Source organism: Arenimonas donghaensis DSM 18148 = HO3-R19 (assembly GCF_000743535.1).
Lineage (GTDB): Bacteria > Pseudomonadota > Gammaproteobacteria > Xanthomonadales > Xanthomonadaceae > Arenimonas > Arenimonas donghaensis.
This window is the reverse complement of record NZ_AVCJ01000012.1, coordinates 13,716-33,709: the sequence shown is the minus strand read 5'-3', so window position 1 is coordinate 33,709 and position 19,994 is coordinate 13,716. Positions and strand designations below refer to the sequence as shown.

15 protein-coding genes are annotated in these 19,994 nt (G+C 68.6%); 4 read left to right on the top strand and 11 right to left on the bottom strand.

Going from position 1 to position 19,994, the window contains the following annotated elements:
* Nucleotides 1–4: 4 nt before the first annotated feature.
* From N788_RS13865 to N788_RS06430, 7 genes are all read right to left on the bottom strand, one after another.
* The gene (locus N788_RS13865; protein WP_051924437.1) at nucleotides 5–994 is read right to left on the bottom strand and encodes a methyltransferase domain-containing protein; all 990 of its coding nucleotides are present in this window, start codon (nucleotides 992–994) and stop codon (nucleotides 5–7) included.
* 115 nt (nucleotides 995–1,109) lie between these two features.
* Nucleotides 1,110–3,695 (bottom strand): TonB-dependent receptor plug domain-containing protein, encoded by a 2,586-nt coding sequence (locus tag N788_RS06455; protein WP_034222660.1) that lies wholly within the window; start codon nucleotides 3,693–3,695, stop codon nucleotides 1,110–1,112.
* Nucleotides 3,696–3,919: 224 nt separating this feature from the next.
* On the bottom strand, nucleotides 3,920–4,828 hold the full coding sequence (locus tag N788_RS06450; RefSeq protein WP_034222659.1) for a DUF4097 family beta strand repeat-containing protein: 909 nt from the start codon (nucleotides 4,826–4,828) through the stop codon (nucleotides 3,920–3,922).
* A 33-nt stretch (nucleotides 4,829–4,861) separates the two neighbouring features.
* Nucleotides 4,862–5,320, bottom strand: a complete 459-nt coding sequence (locus N788_RS06445) for a hypothetical protein (RefSeq protein ID WP_034222656.1) — start codon at nucleotides 5,318–5,320, stop codon at nucleotides 4,862–4,864.
* The gene (locus N788_RS06440) at nucleotides 5,313–5,903 is read right to left on the bottom strand and encodes an RNA polymerase sigma factor (protein ID WP_051924436.1); all 591 of its coding nucleotides are present in this window, start codon (nucleotides 5,901–5,903) and stop codon (nucleotides 5,313–5,315) included. Before N788_RS06440 ends, N788_RS06445 begins: the two co-directional genes overlap by 8 nt.
* Nucleotides 5,904–6,015: 112 nt before the next feature.
* Nucleotides 6,016–7,764, bottom strand: coding sequence for a phosphoenolpyruvate carboxykinase (GTP) (locus N788_RS06435; protein WP_034222653.1), 1,749 nt, complete (start codon nucleotides 7,762–7,764; stop codon nucleotides 6,016–6,018).
* A gap of 47 nt (nucleotides 7,765–7,811) precedes the next feature.
* Nucleotides 7,812–8,396: a TetR/AcrR family transcriptional regulator gene (locus tag N788_RS06430; RefSeq protein WP_034222652.1), complete on the bottom strand. Its 585-nt coding sequence runs from the start codon at nucleotides 8,394–8,396 to the stop codon at nucleotides 7,812–7,814.
* 88 nt (nucleotides 8,397–8,484) lie between these two features.
* Between N788_RS06430 and N788_RS06425 the strand changes: the two genes are divergently transcribed.
* The 3 genes from N788_RS06425 to N788_RS06415 are packed head-to-tail and all read left to right on the top strand — an operon-like array spanning nucleotide 8,485 to nucleotide 12,354.
* Entirely contained in the window at nucleotides 8,485–9,384 is a 900-nt protein-coding gene (locus N788_RS06425) for an alpha/beta fold hydrolase (RefSeq protein ID WP_034222649.1), read from the top strand.
* On the top strand, nucleotides 9,381–11,858 hold the full coding sequence (locus N788_RS06420; RefSeq protein WP_034222648.1) for an acyl-CoA dehydrogenase: 2,478 nt from the start codon (nucleotides 9,381–9,383) through the stop codon (nucleotides 11,856–11,858). Before N788_RS06425 ends, N788_RS06420 begins: the two co-directional genes overlap by 4 nt.
* 25 nt (nucleotides 11,859–11,883) lie before the next feature.
* A complete protein-coding gene (locus N788_RS06415; protein WP_034222646.1) occupies nucleotides 11,884–12,354 on the top strand; it encodes a hotdog fold domain-containing protein in 471 nt (156 codons plus the stop codon).
* A gap of 588 nt (nucleotides 12,355–12,942) precedes the next feature.
* Here N788_RS06415 and fghA read toward each other — a convergent pair.
* The 3 genes from fghA to N788_RS06400 all read right to left on the bottom strand — a co-directional run bounded on the left by fghA (nucleotide 12,943) and on the right by N788_RS06400 (nucleotide 16,325).
* Nucleotides 12,943–13,785: an S-formylglutathione hydrolase gene (gene fghA, locus N788_RS06410; protein ID WP_034222644.1), complete on the bottom strand. Its 843-nt coding sequence runs from the start codon at nucleotides 13,783–13,785 to the stop codon at nucleotides 12,943–12,945.
* Nucleotides 13,785–14,894, bottom strand: coding sequence for an S-(hydroxymethyl)glutathione dehydrogenase/class III alcohol dehydrogenase (locus N788_RS06405; RefSeq protein WP_034222643.1), 1,110 nt, complete (start codon nucleotides 14,892–14,894; stop codon nucleotides 13,785–13,787). The genes fghA and N788_RS06405 overlap by 1 nt, the downstream gene beginning before the upstream one ends.
* An 81-nt stretch (nucleotides 14,895–14,975) precedes the next feature.
* Complete coding sequence (locus N788_RS06400; RefSeq protein WP_034222641.1) at nucleotides 14,976–16,325, bottom strand: NTP/NDP exchange transporter; 1,350 nt, start codon at nucleotides 16,323–16,325, stop codon at nucleotides 14,976–14,978.
* Between the two features lie 165 nt (nucleotides 16,326–16,490).
* Between N788_RS06400 and N788_RS06395 the strand changes: the two genes are divergently transcribed.
* Nucleotides 16,491–18,083 carry a GMC family oxidoreductase gene (locus tag N788_RS06395; protein ID WP_034222639.1) on the top strand — a complete coding sequence of 531 codons (1,593 nt, stop codon included), beginning with the start codon at nucleotides 16,491–16,493 and terminating at the stop codon, nucleotides 18,081–18,083.
* 3 nt (nucleotides 18,084–18,086) lie between these two features.
* Here N788_RS06395 and N788_RS06390 read toward each other — a convergent pair whose 3' ends face one another.
* The gene (locus tag N788_RS06390) at nucleotides 18,087–19,994 is read right to left on the bottom strand and encodes a M48 family metallopeptidase (RefSeq protein WP_034222636.1); all 1,908 of its coding nucleotides are present in this window, start codon (nucleotides 19,992–19,994) and stop codon (nucleotides 18,087–18,089) included.

The window sequence follows — 19,994 nt, the reverse complement described above, 5'->3', positions numbered from 1 at the left end:
CCGCTCAGGCCGGCTCCAGGCGCAGGCCCCAGCCCAACACGCCCTGGGCTTGCTGCAGGGTCTCCACCTCAACGCGGGCAGCCGGCCTTGCAGCCTGGATCGCCTGGACCAGCGACTGCAGCTGCTCCGCGCCCAGGGCATGTTCGATCAGTTCGCCGGTACGCAAACCGGCTGCCACCAGGCCGTCGCGGTAAGCCGATAGTTTCTCCAGCGACGGTCCCGGGTCGGCCCCGGTGCCCGCCAACAGTTGGTTGACCCAGGCGCGGGCCTCGACCAACAGATCGGGCGCCGGGGAGCCGGCGATGTCGGTGGCCAGGGCCTGGATCGCCCGGTTGTAGGCGTTGCGCGCCTCGAGCGCGCCGGGCTCGCCGCTGGGGTCGATGCCGGCCCGGGCCTTGGCGATCCAGGGCAGCACCGCCGCGGTGGCCGGCAGCAGTCCCTCCGGGGCCAGCACGATCGCCTGGTTCCGCAGCTCGCTCCGGCCCACCCGCACCAGCACCGAGTCGGCGTGGTGCATCACCAGGGCCAGTCGCCCGCCGGGCTTGAGCACGCGAAGTGCCTCGGCCAGGGCCGCATCGCGCAGGGCATATTCGAATCCGTACTGGCTGCCCACCAGGTCGAAGCAGGCGTCCGGAAACGGCAGGTTCTCCATCGCTACGCCAGCGTGGAATCGCAGGCCGGCATGCTGGCTGGGGTCGAGCCAGCCCGGAGCCAGCTGTGCCAGGTCCACGGCGTCCACTTCCAATCCAGGCACCTGCTTGCGGTGCTCCCACAGCAAGCGCGGCAGGGCGCCATTGCCGGTGGCCAGGTCGAGCGCGCGCAGGGGCCCGCCGGGCAGGCGGTCAAAAACGTCCCGCCAGAAGGCGCCGATGGCGCCGCTGTAGTTGCCGTCGAAGCTGCCGACGCAGGAATGCAGCCCCCCGGTCGCCCAATAGGCGGTCCAGGCGGCGCGCCGGGCGGCCGTGTCGGCAGGCGTGTTTCCGGGGAAATCCATGCCGCCATTGTCGGGGGCGGTCCGGGAAAAAAGAAGGGCCCCGTTACCGGGGCTGTCGCGCAAAAAAGAAGGGCCCCGTTACCGGGGCCCTTCGAATCAACCGTTTAAACCCAAATCAGAAGGTCTGGGTGTAGCGGAAGTAGGTGGTGCGACCGTACGCGTCGTACAGGTAGAAGTTGAACGGACGGCCGTCGTACGCCTTCAGCGGCGGGTAACGATCGCCGATGTTGGTCGCGCCGATGGACACGGTGCCGTTCCACGGGGCCTTCCACGACAGCTGCACGTCATTGGTGGCGTAGCCGCCAATGGTCGAAGCAACGGTGGTGTTGTTGGTCTGGCCGTCGATGTAGTTGACGTTCCAGGCCGCGGTGAAGTCACCGAAGGTCCAGTTGTTCTGCAGGGTGGCGCGCAGATCCGGGGTGCCGAAGCGACCCGCGAACTCAGTCACCGAACCGCGCTGGTCATCGACCTCGTAGCTTTCGATGTGCGAGACGGTCAGACGGTTGCGCATTTCGCCCCAGCCACCCATGTCGAAGCGGGTGTTGGCGCGGAAGTCGATACCGTTGGTGGTGACGGTGCCCTGGTTGGCGTAGCCGCCGACGATGTTGTCGATGGAGCCGTTCGCACGACGGGTGATGCTCAGGCCCGGCGGGATCGGACCGTAGGTGGCCGGATCCAGGTCGGAGTTGATGACGTCCTGCGCACCGATCTGCGAGATCGAGTCTTCGACTTCGATGTCGTAGTAGTCGATGGAGAAGTCGAGCCACTCAAGCGGATCCCACACCAGGCCGACGCTGAACTGGGTCGAGTTTTCCGACGCCAGGTCCGGGTTGGCCTGGAAGAAGGTGTCAACCTGCAGCTGGCAGTTGGTCGGCTGGCCGAGGGCGGCACAGGACTGCGGATCGTTGACCGGCTCCGCCGAGAAGGTGGTCTTCTGGGTCAGGATGTCCAGGCCCGGGGCGCGGAAGCCCTGGCCGTAGGAACCACGGAAGGTCAGGGTCTCGATCGGCTGCCAGCGCATGGCAACCTTCGGCGAGAAGTCGCTGCCGTAGTCGCTGTAGCTGTCCCAACGGCCGGCCAGGGTGATGTCGAAGGTGCTGGTGAACGGCAGCAGCCACTCGAAGTACACGGCCTTGGCGTCGCGACCACCGGCCGACGAGTTACCGGCCGAGCCGATGATCGCCGGGCCGCCGTACTGGTTGGTGGCTTCGGACAGGGAGTCGTACTGGTCGACGAAGGTGTCTTCGCGGTACTCGGCGCCGAACACGCCGTTGGAGGTACCACCGCCCATCTCGAACAGGTCGAAGCTCAGCAGGCCGTAGATTTCATCGGTCTTCCAGCTCGACTCGCGGTTGATGGTGGCCTGGATGCCGGCCAGCACGTTCGGATCGGTGCCGTACGGATCGGCCAGGTTGTACGCGCCGGAGTTGGCAGCCATGGCGGCCAGGTCGGTCACGATGTAGCCACGACCCAGTTCCAGGAACTTGTAGTCGGTGCGGCGCAGGCCGAAGTCGATACCGATGGTATCGGTCAGCTGGCCCTGGAAGCCCACCAGGTAGTCGGCGTTGGTGGCGTCCGTGAAGTTGTCACGGTTGCCGGCCGCGGCGAAGCGGTGGAAGTAGTACGTCGGCAGGCCGTCGGAGGTGCCCGGGGCACAGCCACCGGCGCCGCAGGCAACGCCGTTGTTGATGTCGGACGGGGTACCGTCGTCGACGATCAGCACGCCCGGACCCGGCGCGTAACGACCGAAGGTCTCGACCTTGGTGATCGAGGCGGCACCGTAGACGGTCCAGTTGTCGTTGATCTGGTGATCAGCGCGCAGGAACACGGCGGTGTTGTCGACCTTGGCTTCGTTCGCGGCAACCGAGTTGAAGTTGAACGAGCACAGGCCGTTGCCGAGGAAGTAGAACGCGCCCTCGTCGCAGCTGAAGCCCGGAACGGCTTCAATGGCCTGGGTGTTCCAGTTGTAGTAGTTGTTGCCGAAGGTCGAAACGCCGCGACGGTCGCCACCGATCTGGTCGCGGGTGAAGACCATGCCGCGCTTGGAGTTGGAGGCGCCACCGATCACGCGGGTGCGGTCGGAGGACGAGCCGAACACGACGGACTTGTCTTCCAGGTCGCCGCCGGTGACTTCGGTCGAACCGACGCCGAAGCGCAGCTCGGCACCGTTGAAGTCCTTGCGGGTGATGACGTTGACCACGCCACCGATCGCGTCGGAACCGTACACGGCGGAGGCGCCGTCGGACAGGATCTCGATGCGCTCAACGGCAGCCAGCGGGATGGCGTTGAGGTCGGAGCCCGAGGAGGCAGCCATCGGGCTGGTCGGGGCGCGGCGGCCGTCGATCAGCACGAGGGTACGACCCGAACCCAGGCCACGCAGGTCGATGGTGGCCAGCGACTGGGCCGACGAACCGGACTGCGGACGGAAGTTGCCGAACGACGCGAAGGTCGTGTCACGCAGCACGTCGGCGACGGAAACGTCACCCGAGGCGTCGATGGCAGCACGGTCGATCACGACGACCGGAACGGCGCCTTCGATCTCGGCGCGCTTCAGGCGGGAACCGGTGACCTCGATGGTCTCGAGGGTGGCGGCGTCGTCTTCCGAGTCCTGCGCGAAGGCGGGAACCGCCGCGAAGGTGGAAGCGGCGCCGGCGAGGAGCGCGAAACGGATCGCGCCGGACAGCTGATTGAAATTAGACATTTACTCTCTCTCCAACGTCAGAGTGATGGTGACTCTAGAGTTCGGGACTCGAAAAGCCTAAAGACGACTTTCGTCATTGAAGGACGCCTTGGCTCCCGGAGCATAACGCAATCTTTACGCTCCGCAAACCGGGTTAAGGCCCTGTATAGACAAAACCGTGTGCCAATATGCAAAAAACCCGGGGCGCACCCCCGCCCCGGGTTCTGTAAGCACTGTTGAATCAATCACTTATCTTCAAGGTAGAGCCTGACCCCACCGGAGAAAGTGACCAGTTTGAGCTCGCCGTCACCGGCGCCCAGCTGGGCCTCCAGGGAGGCACCGGGGCCGTATTTCTCCCTTTTGACCGTTCCGACCGGGCTGGAGATGCCGCCGCTGAAGGTTTCCACCGAAAGCCGGGCCGACGTGTCCGCCGGCAGCCGCAGCTGCACGCCGCCGCTGACGGTGTCGGCGCTGATGCGGCCCGAGGGCGCCAGCGCGGTGCGCAGGGACAGGTTGCCCGAGACGCTGTCCATGACCGCCCGGCGCAGGCGGTCGAACTGCAGCTCGGCGTCGCCGGAAACCGAGTCCACGCCCAGTTCGCCGCCACTCCGCCCCGACAGGCGGACGTCGCCACTGACGGTGTCCACCGAGATGTCGCCGCTGTCGAGCTCGCCTTCCAGGTCGCCGCTGACCAGGTCGAAACGGGCCTCGCCGACCCGGGAGGAGCGCAGCCGCACGTCGCCACTGACGCTGTCCACGTCCAGCCTCGGGCTGCCGGCCAGCCCGTCGATGTCCACGTGCGCGCTGACCACGTCGACGACCAGCGAGGCGCCCGCGGGCATGCGGACCTCGATCCGGCTGGGCTCGGACTTGTTGCCGCCGAACCAGCCCCCGCCGTTGCGCGGGTACTTCACTTCGATCGCCAGGCTGTCGCCGCCCGGGCCGATTTCCAGCTTCTCCACCCCTTCGCCCAGGCTGCCGGTGACGTGGACCTGCGCCCGGTCCCAGGTACGGACCACGACCTCGCCCTTGAGGTTCTCGATGCGCAGGCTGCCGTCCGCGGCCAGCGGGCGGGTCTGGTCGATCGGGGTGGCCGCCAGGACGGGCAGGGCCAGCAGCAGGGAAAGGGCGAGGAAACTCAGGCGCGGGTTCATGGCGTACTCCTTATATATATGTGTCCGGATGGCTCAGCCCAGCGCCGCGCGCTGGGTCAGGGCCAACCGCCGGGAATAAGTGCGCTTGAGCTGGTCAAGCAGATGCACGGAGCCGGGCTGCTCGGCCAGGGCCGCGCGGATTTCACCGGCGCTGTCGTCCAGGGTGGCCAGGGCGGGCGCCAGGGGCTCGGGAATCGGCGCGCCCTGCAGTTCAAGCAGTGCCGCCTGGTACTCCAGGGTCATGGCTTCGGCCTCGCGATGCACCAGTTCGGCGGACAGGTCGGGCGCGGCGGCCGGCGTGGGGCGCAGCATCGCGGCCAGGCCCACCGCCAGGCACAGGCACGCCGCCAGGGAAAGCACGGCCAGCCAGGGCCGCCGGCGCGAAACCACCGGTGCCTGCAGCCGGGCCGAGATGCCCGGCCACAGGTCGCGCGCCGGTTCGATGTCCCGCGGAAGCTGGCGCAGCTGCCAGCGCAGTTCGTGGTCAGTCATGGTGTTCTCCCAGGCGCGCCCGCAGCAGCTGGCGCGCACGATGTAGTTGGGCCTTGGAGCTGCCGACCGCCATGCCCAGTTCGTCGGCGATCTCTTCGTGTTTCCAGCCTTCGACGTCGTAGAGCACGAGCACGGCGCGGGCCCGCGGTGGCAAGGTCGCGATCGCGCGCTCGAGGTCCAGGCCCAGCGCCGTACGCAGGCCGGCACTGTCGGGCGTGCCCTGCCACTCCAGCGCGGCGTCGTCGGTTTCCTGGTCCTCGCTGCCGCGGCGGCTGCGCAGCTCCATCAGCGCGGTGTTCACCGCCAGCCGGTGCAGCCAGGTACCGAAGGCGCTTTCGAAGCGAAAGGACGGCAGTGCCTGCCAGGCCTTGACGAACGATTCCTGCAGCAGGTCTTCGGCGCGGGTCTCGTGCCCGCACAGGCGGCGCAGGACCGCGAAGATCCGGCGATGGTGCCGGCGGTAGAGCTGCTCGAACGCGGCCACGTCGCCGGTGCCGGCGGCGCGGACCAGGGCATGGTCCTCGTCGCGGTCGGGGGCGCGCGGGGCGTCGGCGGTTTCAAGGGTCACGGCGGCACTGAGCATACCCACTGGGATGCCTGCCGGAGCGGAAGGGTTTAACAGACCGGACCCTGTGGGAGGGACTTCAGTCCCGAAGGCTCTTCGGGACTGAAGTCCCTCCCACAGGCGTCGTGGTTCAGGCCAGCTGGGCGGCGATCTTGGCCCGTTCGGCCTTGAGCGCCGACGGGGTCCGGTCGCCGTATTCGTCCAGGTACTCGGCGATGCTTTCCATTTCCGCCTTCCAGCCGGCGCGGTCCACGGCCAGCAGCTGCTCGAGCGTGGACGCATCGAGCTCCAGGCCGTCGGTATTGATGTCCGCCGGCAGCGGCAGGTTGCCGACCGGAGTCTCGATGGCGTGGGCCTGGCCGGTGACGCGCTTGAGCATCCACTCGAGCACGCGCATGTTGTCGCCGAAGCCCGGCCACATGAACTTGCCGGCGGCGTCCTTGCGGAACCAGTTGACCTGGAAGATCTTCGGCAGCTTCGCCCCTTCCTTGTCGAACGACAGCCAATGCGCGAAGTAGTCGCCGAAGTTGTAGCCGGCGAAGGGTTTCATCGCCATCGAATCGCGACGCACCACGCCGACCGCGCCGGTGGCGGCGGCGGTGGTCTCCGACGCCATCGAGGCACCCACGAGCACGCCGTGGGTCCAGTCGCGAGCCTCGAGCACCAGCGGCACCAGCGAAGCCCGGCGGCCGCCGAAGACGATGGCGCTGATCGGCACGCCCTGCGGCGCTTCGGCCTGGTCGGTGTAGCTGGGGCACTGCTTCGCGCTGACCGTGAAACGCGCGTTCGGATGCGCCGCCGGCGACACCGCCTTGTCGTAGGGACGACCCTGCCAGTCCTTCGCCGGTTCGCCGGTGGTCATGCCCTCCCACCAGGGCTGGTTGTCGGCGGTGACGCCGACGTTGGTGAAGATGGCATCGCGGTTGAGCATGGCCATCGCATTGGCGTTGGTCTTCTCGCTGGTGCCCGGGGCGACGCCGAAATAACCGGCCTCGGGATTGATCGCGTACAGGCGGCCGTCCTGGCCCGGGCGCATCCAGCAGATGTCGTCACCGACCGTCCAGACCTTCCAGCCATCGCGGCGGTAGCCCTCCGGCGGAATGAGCATCGCCAGGTTGGTCTTGCCGCAGGCCGAGGGGAAGGCGGCCGCGATGTAGTGGGTTTCGCCCTGCGGATTCTCGATGCCGACGATCAGCATGTGCTCGGCCAGCCAGCCTTCCTGCCGCGCCTGGTAGCTGGCGATGCGCAGCGCATGGCACTTCTTGCCCAGCAGCGCGTTGCCGCCGTAGCCCGAGCCGTAGCTCTGGATGGCCAGCTCTTCCGGGAAATGCATGATGAAACGCCGGTTCGGGTCGAGCTCGCCGATCGAGTGCAGGCCCTTCACGAACGCGCCTTCGCGCTCGATGCGGGCAAGCGCGTCGGCGCCCATGCGGGTCATCAGGCGCATGTTCGCGACCACGTAGGGGCTGTCGGTGATTTCGACGCCGCAGCGCGAGAGCGGCGAATCGATCGGACCCATGCAGTAGGGGATGACGTACATCGTGCGGCCGCGCATGCAGCCCTTGTAGAGGGCGTCCATCGCCGCATGGGCCTCGTCGGGCGCCATCCAGTTGTTGTTCGGGCCGGCGTCGGCGGGATCCTGGGTGCAGACGAAGGTCAGGTGTTCGACGCGCGCGACGTCCGACGGGCTGGAGCGATGCAGGTAACAGTTGGGATGGGTCTGTTCGTTGAGCCTGAGCAGGTCGCCGTTGGAAAGCATGCGTTCGACCAGGCCGGTGTTCTCGGCGTCGGAACCATCGCACCAGTGCACGGCGTCGGCTTGGGTGAGCTGGGCGACCGATTCGACCCATTGATTGAGGCTGGCGAGCTTGCTTGTCATGTCGGGGAAGGCTCCTGTCGGGGCCGGTGAAGGGAAAGTCGGGAAGGCTAGTCGGGAATCAGCGTCGTCATGACGTGGCCGACGTAGGCCTCGAATTCATCGTGGTGCAGGCGCGGCTGGCCCAGCTGCAGCGACAGCTGCAGGAATCCGACGTAGGCCGCGTAGGTGAGTCGCGCGCGGTTGAGCGCGTCGAGCCGCGGCAGGCCGGCCTGGCGGAAACTGGCGGCCAGGTAGTCCAGGCGGCGCTGGGAAACGCGGCTGAGCACCGGCTGCACGACCGGGTGGTCGAGCGCCTTGAGCAGTTCGCTGTAGATGACGTGGGGCTTGAGCTCGTGCGCCACGAGCTGGAAAAGCGCCTTCAGGCGTGCGCGCGGCTCGGGCACGGCCTCGAGCTGGCCGAATACGGTTTCCTGCTCCATGACTTCCCAGCGCTCCAACGCCGCGATGAGCAGCGCTTCGCGTGAAGGGAAATGCCAGTAGAAGCTGCCTTTGGTGACGCCGAGCCGGCGCGCCAGGGGTTCGACGGCGACGGCTGCCAGGCCTTGTTCGGCGATGACGTCCAGGGCGGCCAGGGCCCAATCCTCGGCGCTCAGGCGCGCCGGGCGTTCCAGCTTGGAGACAGGGGTTACCATACGGTCACGAAGTCTACGGGATGGAGCGATGATGCACCATACGGGCTGGTATTGACAGGCGAACAAACCGCAGCCCATACTCGCCCGTATGGTTCATTCCGCAGCCGCCGTCGCTTCACCCGGCACGCGCCCGCTTTCCCTGGCGGCGGCCGGCGGCGTTCGCCTTGAGGCGAGCCACGTCCCGGGCCGCGGACCCGGCTTGCTGCTGGCCCACGGTTTTGGCCAGACCCGCCAGGCCTGGTCCGGTACCCAGTGCCGCCTGGCGCAGGCCGGCCACGCCAGTCTGGCCTGGGACCTGCGCGGCCACGGCGAATCGGGCCGCAATCCGTCGCACCTGCCCTACCGCGGCGAACAGTTCGTCGAGGACGTGGTGTTGGCCGCAGCGTCGCTCGGGCCACGGCCCGTGCTCGTCGGCGCCTCGATGGGTGGCCTGACCGGGCTGATGGCGCAGTCGCGGCACCGGGTGTTCTCGGCGCTGGTGCTGGTGGACATCACGCCGCGCTGGGAAGCGTCCGGCGTCGAACGCATCCTGGGCTTCATGACCGCCCACCCGGACGGCTTCGACTCCTTCGAGCATGCCGCCGAGGAAATCGCCGCCTACCTGCCGCATCGCCGGCAGCGCAAGTCGCCGGCCCAGCTGGCCCACCTGCTCAAGCGGCGCGACGATGGCCGCCTGGCCTGGCACTGGGACCCACGGCTGCTCGCCGAATTCATTCCTTCGACCGGCGACCTCCAGGACGCCATCGAAGACGCCTGCCGCCAGCTCGACGTGCCGGTGCTGCTGGTCAGCGGCGGCCGCAGCGACCTGGTCAGCGACCAGACCGTCGCGCATTTCCTGGAACTGGCGCCGCACGCGCATCATGTGCGCCTGCCCGAAGCCACCCACATGGTCGCCGGCGACGACAACGACGCCTTCACCGACGCCCTGCTTCAGTTCATCACTACCCTGGCCGGTCCCCACCCGGCCTCCCTTGGAGACCCCCGATGAGCATCCTCGCCCCCTTCCTCGCCCTGCTGCTGGCGATCCTGGTGGTCGCCTACCACCGGCTGAGCCTGGTGGTGTTCACCGCCATCGCGGCCACGCTGCTGGTGGCGGTCGGCCTGGCCGGCGCCAACGTGGCGGCCACGATCGTCGCGGCCGTGCTGCTTGCCCTGGGCACCCTGCCCTTCCTGATCACGCCGCTGCGGCAGAAGCTGATAACGGCGCCGCTGCTGGGCTTCTACACCAAGATCCTGCCGCCGCTGTCGGACACCGAACGCACCGCGCTCGAGGCCGGTACCGTCGGCTTCGAAGGCGAGCTGTTCTCCGGCATGCCCAAGTGGAACCAGTTGCTGGACCAGCCCAAGCCGGTGCTGACCGCCGAAGAGCAGGCCTTCCTGGACGGCCCGGTCGAGGAAGTCTGCCGGATGACCAACGACTGGGAGATCACCCACGTCCACGCCGACCTGACCCCGGAAATCTGGGAGTTCCTGAAGAAGAACAAGTTCTTCGGCATGATCATTCCCAAGGAATACGGCGGCCTCGGCTTCAGCGCGCTGGCCCACCACAAGGTGATCCAGAAGCTGGCCTCGATTTCCGCCACGCTCAGCTCCACCGTCGGCGTGCCCAATTCGCTGGGCCCGGCCGAGCTGCTGCTGCACTACGGCACCAAGGAACAGAAGGACCACTACCTGCCGCGCCTCGCCGATGGCCGTGAAGTGCCCTGTTTCGCCTTGACCGGTCCGTTCGCGGGCTCCGACGCCACCTCGCTGCCCGATTTCGGCATCGTCTGCGAAGGCGAGTGGAACGGCGCCAAGGTCCTTGGCGTCAAGCTCACCTTCGACAAGCGCTACATCACCCTGGCGCCGGTGGCGTCGGTGATCGGCCTGGCCTTCCGCCTGCACGACCCGGACAAGCTGCTGGGCGAGGAATCCGACCGCGGCATCACCCTGGCGCTGGTCCCGCGCGACACCCCGGGGCTGGAAGTCGGCCGCCGCCACTTCCCGCTCAACTGCGCCTTCCAGAACGGCCCGGTGCGCGGCAAGGAAGTGTTCCTGCCGCTGAGCCAGCTGATCGGCGGCGAAGACTACATCGGCGCCGGCTGGCGCATGCTGGTCGAATGCCTGAGCGTCGGCCGGGCGATCACCCTGCCCTCCACCTCCTCCGGCGCGTCCAAGATCGCCGCCGTCGTCACCGGCGCCTATGCCCGCGTGCGCAAGCAGTTCGGCCTGTCCATCGGTCGCTTCGAGGGCGTGGAAGAAGCGCTGGCGCGACTGGCCGGCAACGCCTACGCCTGCAGCGCGCTGTCGCAGTCCACGGCCGCCGCCGTCGACCGCGGCGAGAAGCCGGCGGTGCCGTCGGCGATCGCCAAGTACCACACCACTGAAATGGCCCGCCAGGTCGCCCAGGACGCCATGGACATCCACGGCGGCAAGGGCGTGATCCTCGGCCCGCTCAACTACCTGGGCCGTGGCTGGCAGGCCGCGCCGATCTCGATCACGGTCGAGGGCGCCAACATCATGACCCGCTCGCTGATGATCTTCGGACAGGGCGCCATCCGCTGCCACCCCTGGGTGCTCAAGGAAATGCAGGCCGCGATGCTGCCCGACCGCGAGCAGGCGGTGCGTGAGTTCGACACCAACCTGTTCGGCCACATCGGCTTCGCGATTTCCAACGCGGTGCGCAGCTGGATCCTGGGCCTGGTGGGTTCGCGCATCGGCAAGGCGCCGGGCGACGCCTACACCCGTCGCTACTACCGCAAGCTCAACCGCTACTCGGCCAACCTGGCCCTGGTCGCGGACACCTCGATGCTGCTGCTGGGCGGCAAGCTCAAGTTCAAGGAAAAGCTGTCGGGCCGCCTGGGCGACGTGCTCAGCCACCTGTACATCGCCAGCGCCATGCTCAAGCGCTATGAGGACGAAGGCCGTCCCGCCGCCGAACAACCGCTGCTGGCCTGGGCGTTCCACGACACGGCGCACAAGATCGAACTGGCCCTGTCGGGCGCGCTGCGCAACTTCCCGATCCGCCCGGTGGGCTGGCTGCTGTGGATGCTGGTCTTCCCCTGGGGCCGTCGTGCCCAGGCCCCGAGCGATCGCCTGGGCCGCCGCGCCGCGGCGCTGCTGATGTCGCCGTCGGACGCCCGCGACCGCCTGGCCGAGGGCGTGTTCCTGACGCCCTGCGCCAACAACCCGGCGGGCCGCATCAACGGCTACCTGCCCAAGGTGATCCTGGCCGAGCCGGTGGAGCGCAAGTTCCTCAAGGCGCTCAAGAACAGCGACATCGAAGCGCTCGACTTCGAGTCGCAGCTCGACGAGGGCGTGGCCGAGGGCTGGATCACGGCCCAGGAACGCAAGCAGCTCGAAGAGCTGCGGGTGATGACCCTGGACGCGATCATGGTGGACGACTTCGACCCGTTTGAGCTGCAGGCCGCGTCGCTGCACATGGACAAGCCCGCGACCGGCGAAAAGTCCCGCGCCGCCTGATCCCAGTCACCCGAAGGTTTCGACCATGGCCGACACGCCCCTGCTGCGCCTGTACCGCAAGTTCACCCGCTGGCCGGCAGGCCACTGGCTTTTCAGCCGGGCCGTCTGCATGAAGGCGCCCTATTTCGGCAGCGTGTCGCCGCGATTCACGCTGCTGGAGAACGGCCGCTGTGAAGCAACCATCCCGCACAAGCGCCGCCTGCAGAACCACATCGGCACCGTGCACGCGATCGCACTGTGCAACCTGGCCGAACTGGTGGCCGGGGTGATGACCGACGCGTCGCTGCCCAAGGGCATGCGCTGGATCCCCAAGGGCATGACGGTGCAATACCTCAAGCGCGCGGAAGGCACCCAGCGCGGCGTGGCGACACCCACGGTCCCGCTGGTGACGGCCGAATCCGGCTACGACTTCCCGGTCAACGTGGACGTTTTCGACCCGGCCGGCGAAAAGGTCTTCAACGCCCTCATCACCATGTGGGTCAGCCCCCGCCGCTGACCCCTGCTCCTGCGCTTGCGCGACACCTCACTCTTGTAGGAGCGCCTTCAGGCGCGAAGCTCTTGTCTTGCCCTTCGGCAAGCAGGGCTTTGGTCCGTGCGAAGTTCGTCGGAGGCGCCGCCGCGCACGCTACGTCCTCGCCGCCCGGCCGGGACCAAGCGTCATCCATGACCAGCTCACGGCCGGCCGTTACGGACATCCATGTCCTCCACTTCGTCGAGGACATAGCGTGCACGACGACGCTCCCACTCCATCACGAGCCGCAGGTTGCCAGCCCGACGCTTCGCGTCGAATAGCTTCGGCTTCGCCAAACGGCGGCCGCGAGCCATGGATTCCAGGGGACTTCCGGCCGGCTTTCCTGGCGGCCATTGCGTATTGTCGAGGAGGTAGCGTGCAGTCGCCCTGGCCGACCTTCGGAGACAAGGACGTCGACGAAGAGCCTACATGGAGGTACTTGCGGCGTGTCGGCCAGGGCGACTGCACGCTGCCTCCACCCGCGGATGCACCACGTCCCCAAGTCCTGCTTGCCGAAGGGCAAGACAAGAGCTTCGCGCCTGAAGGCGCTCCTACAGGGGCCGAAGGCGCGGCTCAGCGGGCCAGCTGGGTGGCGTGGTGGCGCAGGTGGTCTTCGATGAAGCTGGCGATGAAGTAGTAGCCGTGGTCGTAGCCGGCGTGGCGACGCAGGGTCAGCGGCTGGCCGGCTTCGGCGCAGGCAGCCTCGAAACGCTCCGGCTGCAGCTGCGGCGCCAGGAACTTGTCGTCCAGGCCCTGGTCGACCAGGATCGGGCGGCCCAGGGGACGGCGACGCACCAGTTCGCAGGCATCGTGCTCGGCCCAGGCCGCGTGGTGGTCGCCCAGGTAGCGGCTGAAGGCCTTTTCACCCCAGGGCACCTGGCTCGGCGCCACGATCGGCGCGAAGGCCGACACGCTGCGGTACTGCTGGGGGTGCCTCAATGCCAGCACCAGCGCCCCGTGGCCACCCATCGAATGTCCGGTGATGCCGCAGCGGCCCGGGTCGGCCGGGAAGTGTTCGTTCACCACGCCCGCGAGCTCGTGCACCACGTGGCTTTCCATCCGGAACCGGGCCGACCACGGTGCCTGGGTGGCGTCGAGGTAGAAGCCCGCGCCTTCCCCGAACTCCCAGTCGCCGGTCGCGCCGTCGATGCCGGTGTCGCGCGGGCTGGTGTCGGGCATCACCAGCATCAGTCCCAGTTCGGCCGCCACCCGCTGGGCGCCGGCCTTCATGGTCGCCGTCTCCTCGGAGCAGGTCAGTCCGGCCAGGAAATAAAGCACCGGCACCCTGCCCTGCGCCGCCTGCGGCGGCTGGAACACCGCGAAGCGCATCGGCCCGCCGCAGGCCCTGGACGGCATGCGGTAGAACCCCTGCACGCCGCCGAAGCAGCCGTGCTCGGACAGCAGCTCCACCGTCATCAGTAGACCACCACGGAACGGATCGATTCGCCGCGATGCATCAGGTCGAAGGCGTCGTTGATCTTCTCCAGCGGCATCGTGTGGGTGATCAGCGAGTCGATGTCGATCTTGCCCTCCATGTACCAGTCCACGATCTTGGGTACGTCGCTGCGGCCGCGGGCGCCGCCGAAGGCGCTGCCGCGCCAGTTGCGGCCGGTGACCAGCTGGAAGGGCCGCGTGCTGATCTCGGCGCCGGCGGGCGCCACGCCGATGATGACGCTGGTGCCCCAGCCCTTGTGGGCGCATTCAAGCGCCTGGCGCATCACCTGGACGTTGCCGATGCACTCGAAGGTGTAGTCGGCGCCGCCCTTGGTCAGCGACACCAGGTAAGGGACGAGGTCGCCTTCGACGTCCTTGGGATTGACGAAGTGGGTCATGCCGAACTTGCGCGCCATGGCTTCGCGGCCGGGGTTGAGGTCGACGCCGACGATCCTGTCGGCGCCGGCCAGGCGCGCGCCCTGGATGACGTTCAGGCCGATGCCGCCCAGGCCGAACACCACGACCTTGGCGCCGACCTCGACCTTGGCGGTGAAGATGACCGCACCGATGCCGGTGGTGACGCCGCAGCCGATGTAGCAGACCTTGTCGAAGGGGGCGTCCTCGCGGATTTTGGCCAGTGCGATTTCCGGCACCACCGTGTATTGCGCGAACGTGGACGTACCCATGTAGTGCAGGACCGGTTTGCCGTCGAGGCTGAAACGGCTCGAACCGTCCGGCATCAGGCCCTGGCCCTGGGTCGAGCGGATGGCCTGGCAGAGGTTGGTCTTGGGATTGAGGCAGTACTCGCACTGCCGGCACTCGGGCGTGTACAGCGGGATGACGTGGTCGCCCTTCTTCAGCGTGCTCACGCCCGGCCCCACGTCCACCACGACACCGGCGCCTTCATGACCCAGGATCGCGGGGAACAGGCCCTCGGGATCGGCGCCGGACAGGGTGAATTCGTCGGTGTGGCAAACGCCGGTGGCCTTGAGCTCGACCAGCACCTCGCCGGCGCGCGGGCCCTCGAGGTCGACGGTTTCTATCGTCAGTGGCGCTCCGGCCTTGTGCGCGACGGCGGCTTTGACTTTCATGCGGCAGGCTCCCGTTGGTCAGGCGCCAAGGTTAGCGCCGCCGGCGCCGCCATGTGTTGCGGGGATGCGAAGGCCGGTCGCTCAGGCGTCCCGGCGGTCCGGCAACCGGGCCTGTTCGCGCACCACGCGCCAAGCCCCGTAAAGCAAGCCGCCGGCCACCAGGGTGCCGGAGGCGAACACCACACTGGAGCCGAACACCGACAGCGGCTTGTACAGCCAGGCGAACGCCAGGTCGCCGCCCCGGTAAACCACGGTGTCGATGGCGGCCTTGGATTTGTAGCGTGCCTCGCGGTCCACGCGCGTGTAGATGGTTTCGCGCGCGGGTTTGGCCAGGGCGAATTCGGACGCGCGCGTGCCGACCTGCACCACCGCCACCAGCATCGGCAGCGGCGAAGCCCATAGCACGCAAAAGCCCGCCAGGATCAGCAGCGCCGGCCCGATCAGCAGCGGCGCCACGCCCCAGCGCACCAGCACCGCCCGGGTCACCAGCACCTGCAGCACCAGCACCAGCCAGTTGACGTACTTGTCGAGCATCGAGAAGAAGGCCGTGGCTTCTTCCGCCGCCGCCGGGTTGCCCAGGGTCATGGCCCGGACGATGCTGTTTTGCTCGTTGTAGAGCAGCGTGCCGACGCCGACGCCGAAGAACATCAGCACCGCGAAGGCCCGCAGCAAGGGGTCGGTGGCGATGCGGCGCAGGCCATCGAGAACGCCGCCACCCATGGCTTCGTCGCCGCTGCGCAGGCCGGCCGCCTGTTCGCGGGCACGCGCCCAGGGCGCCAGCCGCAGGATGCAGACCAGGCACAGCCCCATGAATCCCGCCGAGACCAGCAGCATGTTGCCCACGCCCAGCTGGCCGACCAGGCGCGAAGTGATTTCAGGGCCGAGCAGGCCGCCCAGGGTGCCGCCGGCGGCGATGAAGCCGTACAGGCGCTTGGCCTGGGGATCGGTGTAGATGTCGGCCATGAAGCTCCAGAACACCGACACCGCGAACAGGTTGAACACCGCCACGAAGATGAAGAACAGCCCCCCGCGCCCGGGCATGCCGGCCTCGAAGGCGAAGCGGAAGCCGAGCAGGCAGGCGATGAAGGCCAGGTACACCACCGGCAGGAACAGCCGCCGCGGAAAGCGCGCGACCAGTGCGCCATAAACCGGCTGCAGCACCAGCATGGACAGGAAGGTCCCGGTGAACAGCAGCTGGACCTGGAAGTCGCCCAGGTCCAGGCCGCGCCCCGCGAACCAGTCCACCATCGCCACCGGGAAGACCGCCGAGGGATCGTTGGCCGCGCCCATGGCGTCGCGCACCGGCCTCAGCACGTAGTAGCCGGTGAGCAGGAAGAAGAAATACAGGAACGACCAGAGCAGCGCCGGGGAATCCCGCAGCGCGCCGCGCAGGTGGTCGAAGTGGCCGGCGGGTGGGGTGGCCTGGCTCATCGCGCATCCGGTGTGGGACGCCGCACGATAGCCAACCCGCGCCGGCATCGCCACCGGCGCGTACAGCGATACTGCGCACGGTTCGCGAAACCGGACCCCGGGGCCGAGTGTTTGCTCTAGACGTGGGGCCTAGCCTCGGGAGGTCATGGAAAAGAAGCACAACGCGTGTACGACTACATCATCGTAGGAGCCGGCTCCGCAGGCTGCGTCCTGGCGAACCGGCTCAGCGAGGACCCGGATTGCCGCGTGCTGCTGCTCGAGGCGGGCCCGCGCGACTGGCATCCGTTCATCCACATGCCCGCGGGCCTGGCCAAGCTGGTTGGCAAGAAGGGCGTGAACTGGGACTACACCACCGCGCCGGAGGCCCAGCTGGGCGGTCGCGGGCTGTGGTGGCCGCGCGGCAAGGTGCTGGGCGGTTCGAGTTCGATCAACGCCATGTGCTACATCCGCGGCCATGCCGCCGACTACGACGAGTGGGCGACCCTGGGCGCCGATGGCTGGCACTGGGACAACGCCCTGCCGTATTTCCGCCGCAGCGAGGGCAACCAGCGCGGCGCCAGCGAACTTCACGGCGGCGACGGCCCCCTGGGCGTCTCCGACCCGCGCCACCGCAATCCTTTGTCGGACGCCTTCCTGCAGGCCGCCGGCCAGGCCGGGCACGCGCATACCGACGATTTCAACGGCCCCGACCAGGATGGTTTCGGCTGGTACCAGACGACCACCCGCGACGGCGTCCGCAGCTCCAGCGCCACCGCCTACCTGACGCCGGTCCGGCGCCGGCCGAACCTGCGGGTGATCACCGGGGCCACCGCCAGCCGGGTGAGCTTCGAGGCCGGTCGCGCCACCGGCGTGGTTTACAGCGTCGGGCGCCGCGCCTTCTGCGAAGGCGCCGCACGCGAGGTCATCCTGTGCGGCGGCGCGATCAACTCGCCGCAGCTGCTGATGCTCTCGGGCATCGGCCCGGCCGACCAGCTGCGTCGCTTGGGCATCAGCGTCCTGGCCGACCTGCCGGGTGTCGGCGGCAACCTGCACGACCACCTCGACATCTGCACGCTGCAGCGCTGCACCCAGGGCCTGAGCTACGACGGCCTGTCCGACGCGGCAGTGGCCTTCCAGTACTACCTGATGGGCCGCAAGGGCCCGGGCGCCAGCAACATCGCCGAAGCCGGCGGTTTCCTGCGCAGCCGCCTGGCGGAAGACCAGCGCCCGGACATGCAGTTCCACTTCGTGCCGGCCCAGCTCGACGACCATGGCCGCAACCGCCTGCCCGGCAATGGCTACACCCTGCACGCCTGTGGCCTGCGCCCGCGCAGCCGCGGCCGGCTGCGCCTGGCCAGTGCCTCGGCGGCCGACAAGCCGCTGATCGAGGCGGCTTACCTCAGCGATCCCGAGGGTTACGACCTGAAGGTGCTGGTGGAGGCCGTGCGGCTATCGCGCGAAATCCTGGCCCAGCCCGCATTCGCGCCGTTCCGCGGCGAGGAAATCTTCCCCGGCGCCGACGTCCGCGACGAGGCCGGCATCGTCGACTTCATCCGCCGCAAGGCCGAATCGATCTACCACCCGGTGGGCACCTGCCGCATGGGCCACGGCGCCGACCCGATGACGGTCGTCGACCCGAAGCTGCGCGTGAAGGGCGTCGACGGCCTGCGCGTGGTGGACGCCTCGGTGATGCCGCGCCTGGTGGGTGGCAACACCAATGCGCCAACGATGATGATCGCCGAACGCGCCGCCGACCTGATCCGGGGCCTCGCGGCCTAGGGTTCAGCGCGGCTGTTCGAGCATGGGCGGCAGCGGGCAGTGCAGCGAAGCACACACCGCGCGCAGCAGCTCGGCCTCGGAAACGCTCATGTGGCCGTCGTGGCTGATCGCGGCCACCAGGCCCTCGAGCAGCAGCTCCTTGCCGATCGGGTTCACCTCGTCCAGCACCGGCCAGACCTCGTCCAGCGCCCGGTGCGGATCGGCCGGCGGTCGGTAGGGCGCATCCAGTCGCGGGAACACCCGCGCCAGGCCGGCCATGTAGGCGCGCATGGCCGATGCGGTGTCGGCGTGGCCGGCCTGCGCCAGCACGGCGAGCAGGGTGATGGCCTGCGGCGCGCAGCGCGAGAGCTGGCGATGGCCAGGCACCCAGGCACCGGCGGGATCGAGCGCGTCGCGCACATGCACCCGCAGCAGCCGGCCCAGGCAATATTCGAACAGGCTGATGCGACCGTCGGCGTGGCTCAGCGCGAAGCAACTGTCCATGAAACGCTCGAGCTCGGGGCGCGGGCGCCGTCGCAGGGCCGGCATCGCCATCGCCGCCAGCGGCAGGTGCAGGATGCGCGGCAGGTCCTCGAGCCGGTCGGCATAGTCCATGGCCTGGCGGGCCAGGCGTTCGTCATGCCGGGCGGCCAGTTCGAACTGCTGCGCTTCGCGCACCGGTCCGGGCGATGCCATCAGCAGGCCCAGCAGCAGCGGTACGGCTTCCTCGCGCTCGTGTGCCGCCTGTCGCAGCACTTCCGGCAGGGCCTCGCGCAGGGAGCCGGCGCGCACGTAGTCGTCGGTTTGCGGGGTGCCGACCTGGGCCACCACGGCCGGCGGCGCGACCAGCAGCTCGGCATGCTGCCCGGGCAGCGGCGGTCGTTCCGAAGCCAGCCCCATCGCCATGTCCTCGTCCAGGCCGGACGGCGGGTGCATCTGCCAGCGCGCCACCAGGTCGTCCACCATGGCCGGCCGGAAGGAAGGCTCGAGCGCCTGGATGCGCTCGACCAGCGGCGGGTGCGTGGCGAACAGGGATGAAAAGCCGATGCCGTCGCCGAACAGCATGTGCGAGATTTCCTCGGCGTCGCCGCTTTCCAGCTTCGAGCCCGCCGGCAGGCCGGCGATCTTCTTGAGCGCGCCGGAGAGTCCCGTCGTCTGGCGCGTGAACTGCACGGCCGAGGCATCGGCGAGGTACTCGCGCTGGCGGCTGACGCCCGCCTTGATCAGGCGCCCGAAGAACAGCCCGATGTAGCCCACCACCATCAGCACCAGCGCCGCCAGCAGCAGCGGCACGCCGTCCTTGTTGCGGCCTCCGCGGCCGTACACCAGGATCTTGCGACCCACCACGGCCAGGATCAGGATGCCGAACAGCACGCCCATCAGCCGGATGTTCAGGCGCATGTCGCCATTGAGCACGTGGCTGAACTCATGGGCGATCACGCCCTGGAGTTCGTCGCGGTTGAGCTTGTCCAGCGCCCCCCGGGTCACCGCGATGGCGGCGTCGCTGGGCGCATAACCGGCGGCGAAGGCGTTGATTCCGGCCTCGTGCTCGAGCACGAAAATCTCCGGCACCGGCACCCCGGAGGCGATGGCGACCTCCTCGACCACGTTGCGCAGCCGCCGGTAGTGGAAGTCGTGGGTGTCCTCCGGCACCGGCGTGCCGCCCAGCTGCGTGGCCACCGCCGCGCCGCCCTGGCGCAGGCTGGCCAGGCGGTACAGGGAACCGGCGCCGATGATGCCCAGGGTCAGCAGCGTCGCCAGCAGCAGGCCGGCCGCCAGCGAACCGGGGTCGGACGCGGTGCCCATGCCGCCGAAAAACAGCAGGAACAGGAAGTCCACCGCCAGCACGATGGCGGCCACGGCCAGCACGAACAGCACGACCAGCCGCCGCGACCGGCGGCGGGCCAGGTCCTGGCGGGCGAAGAAGTTCAA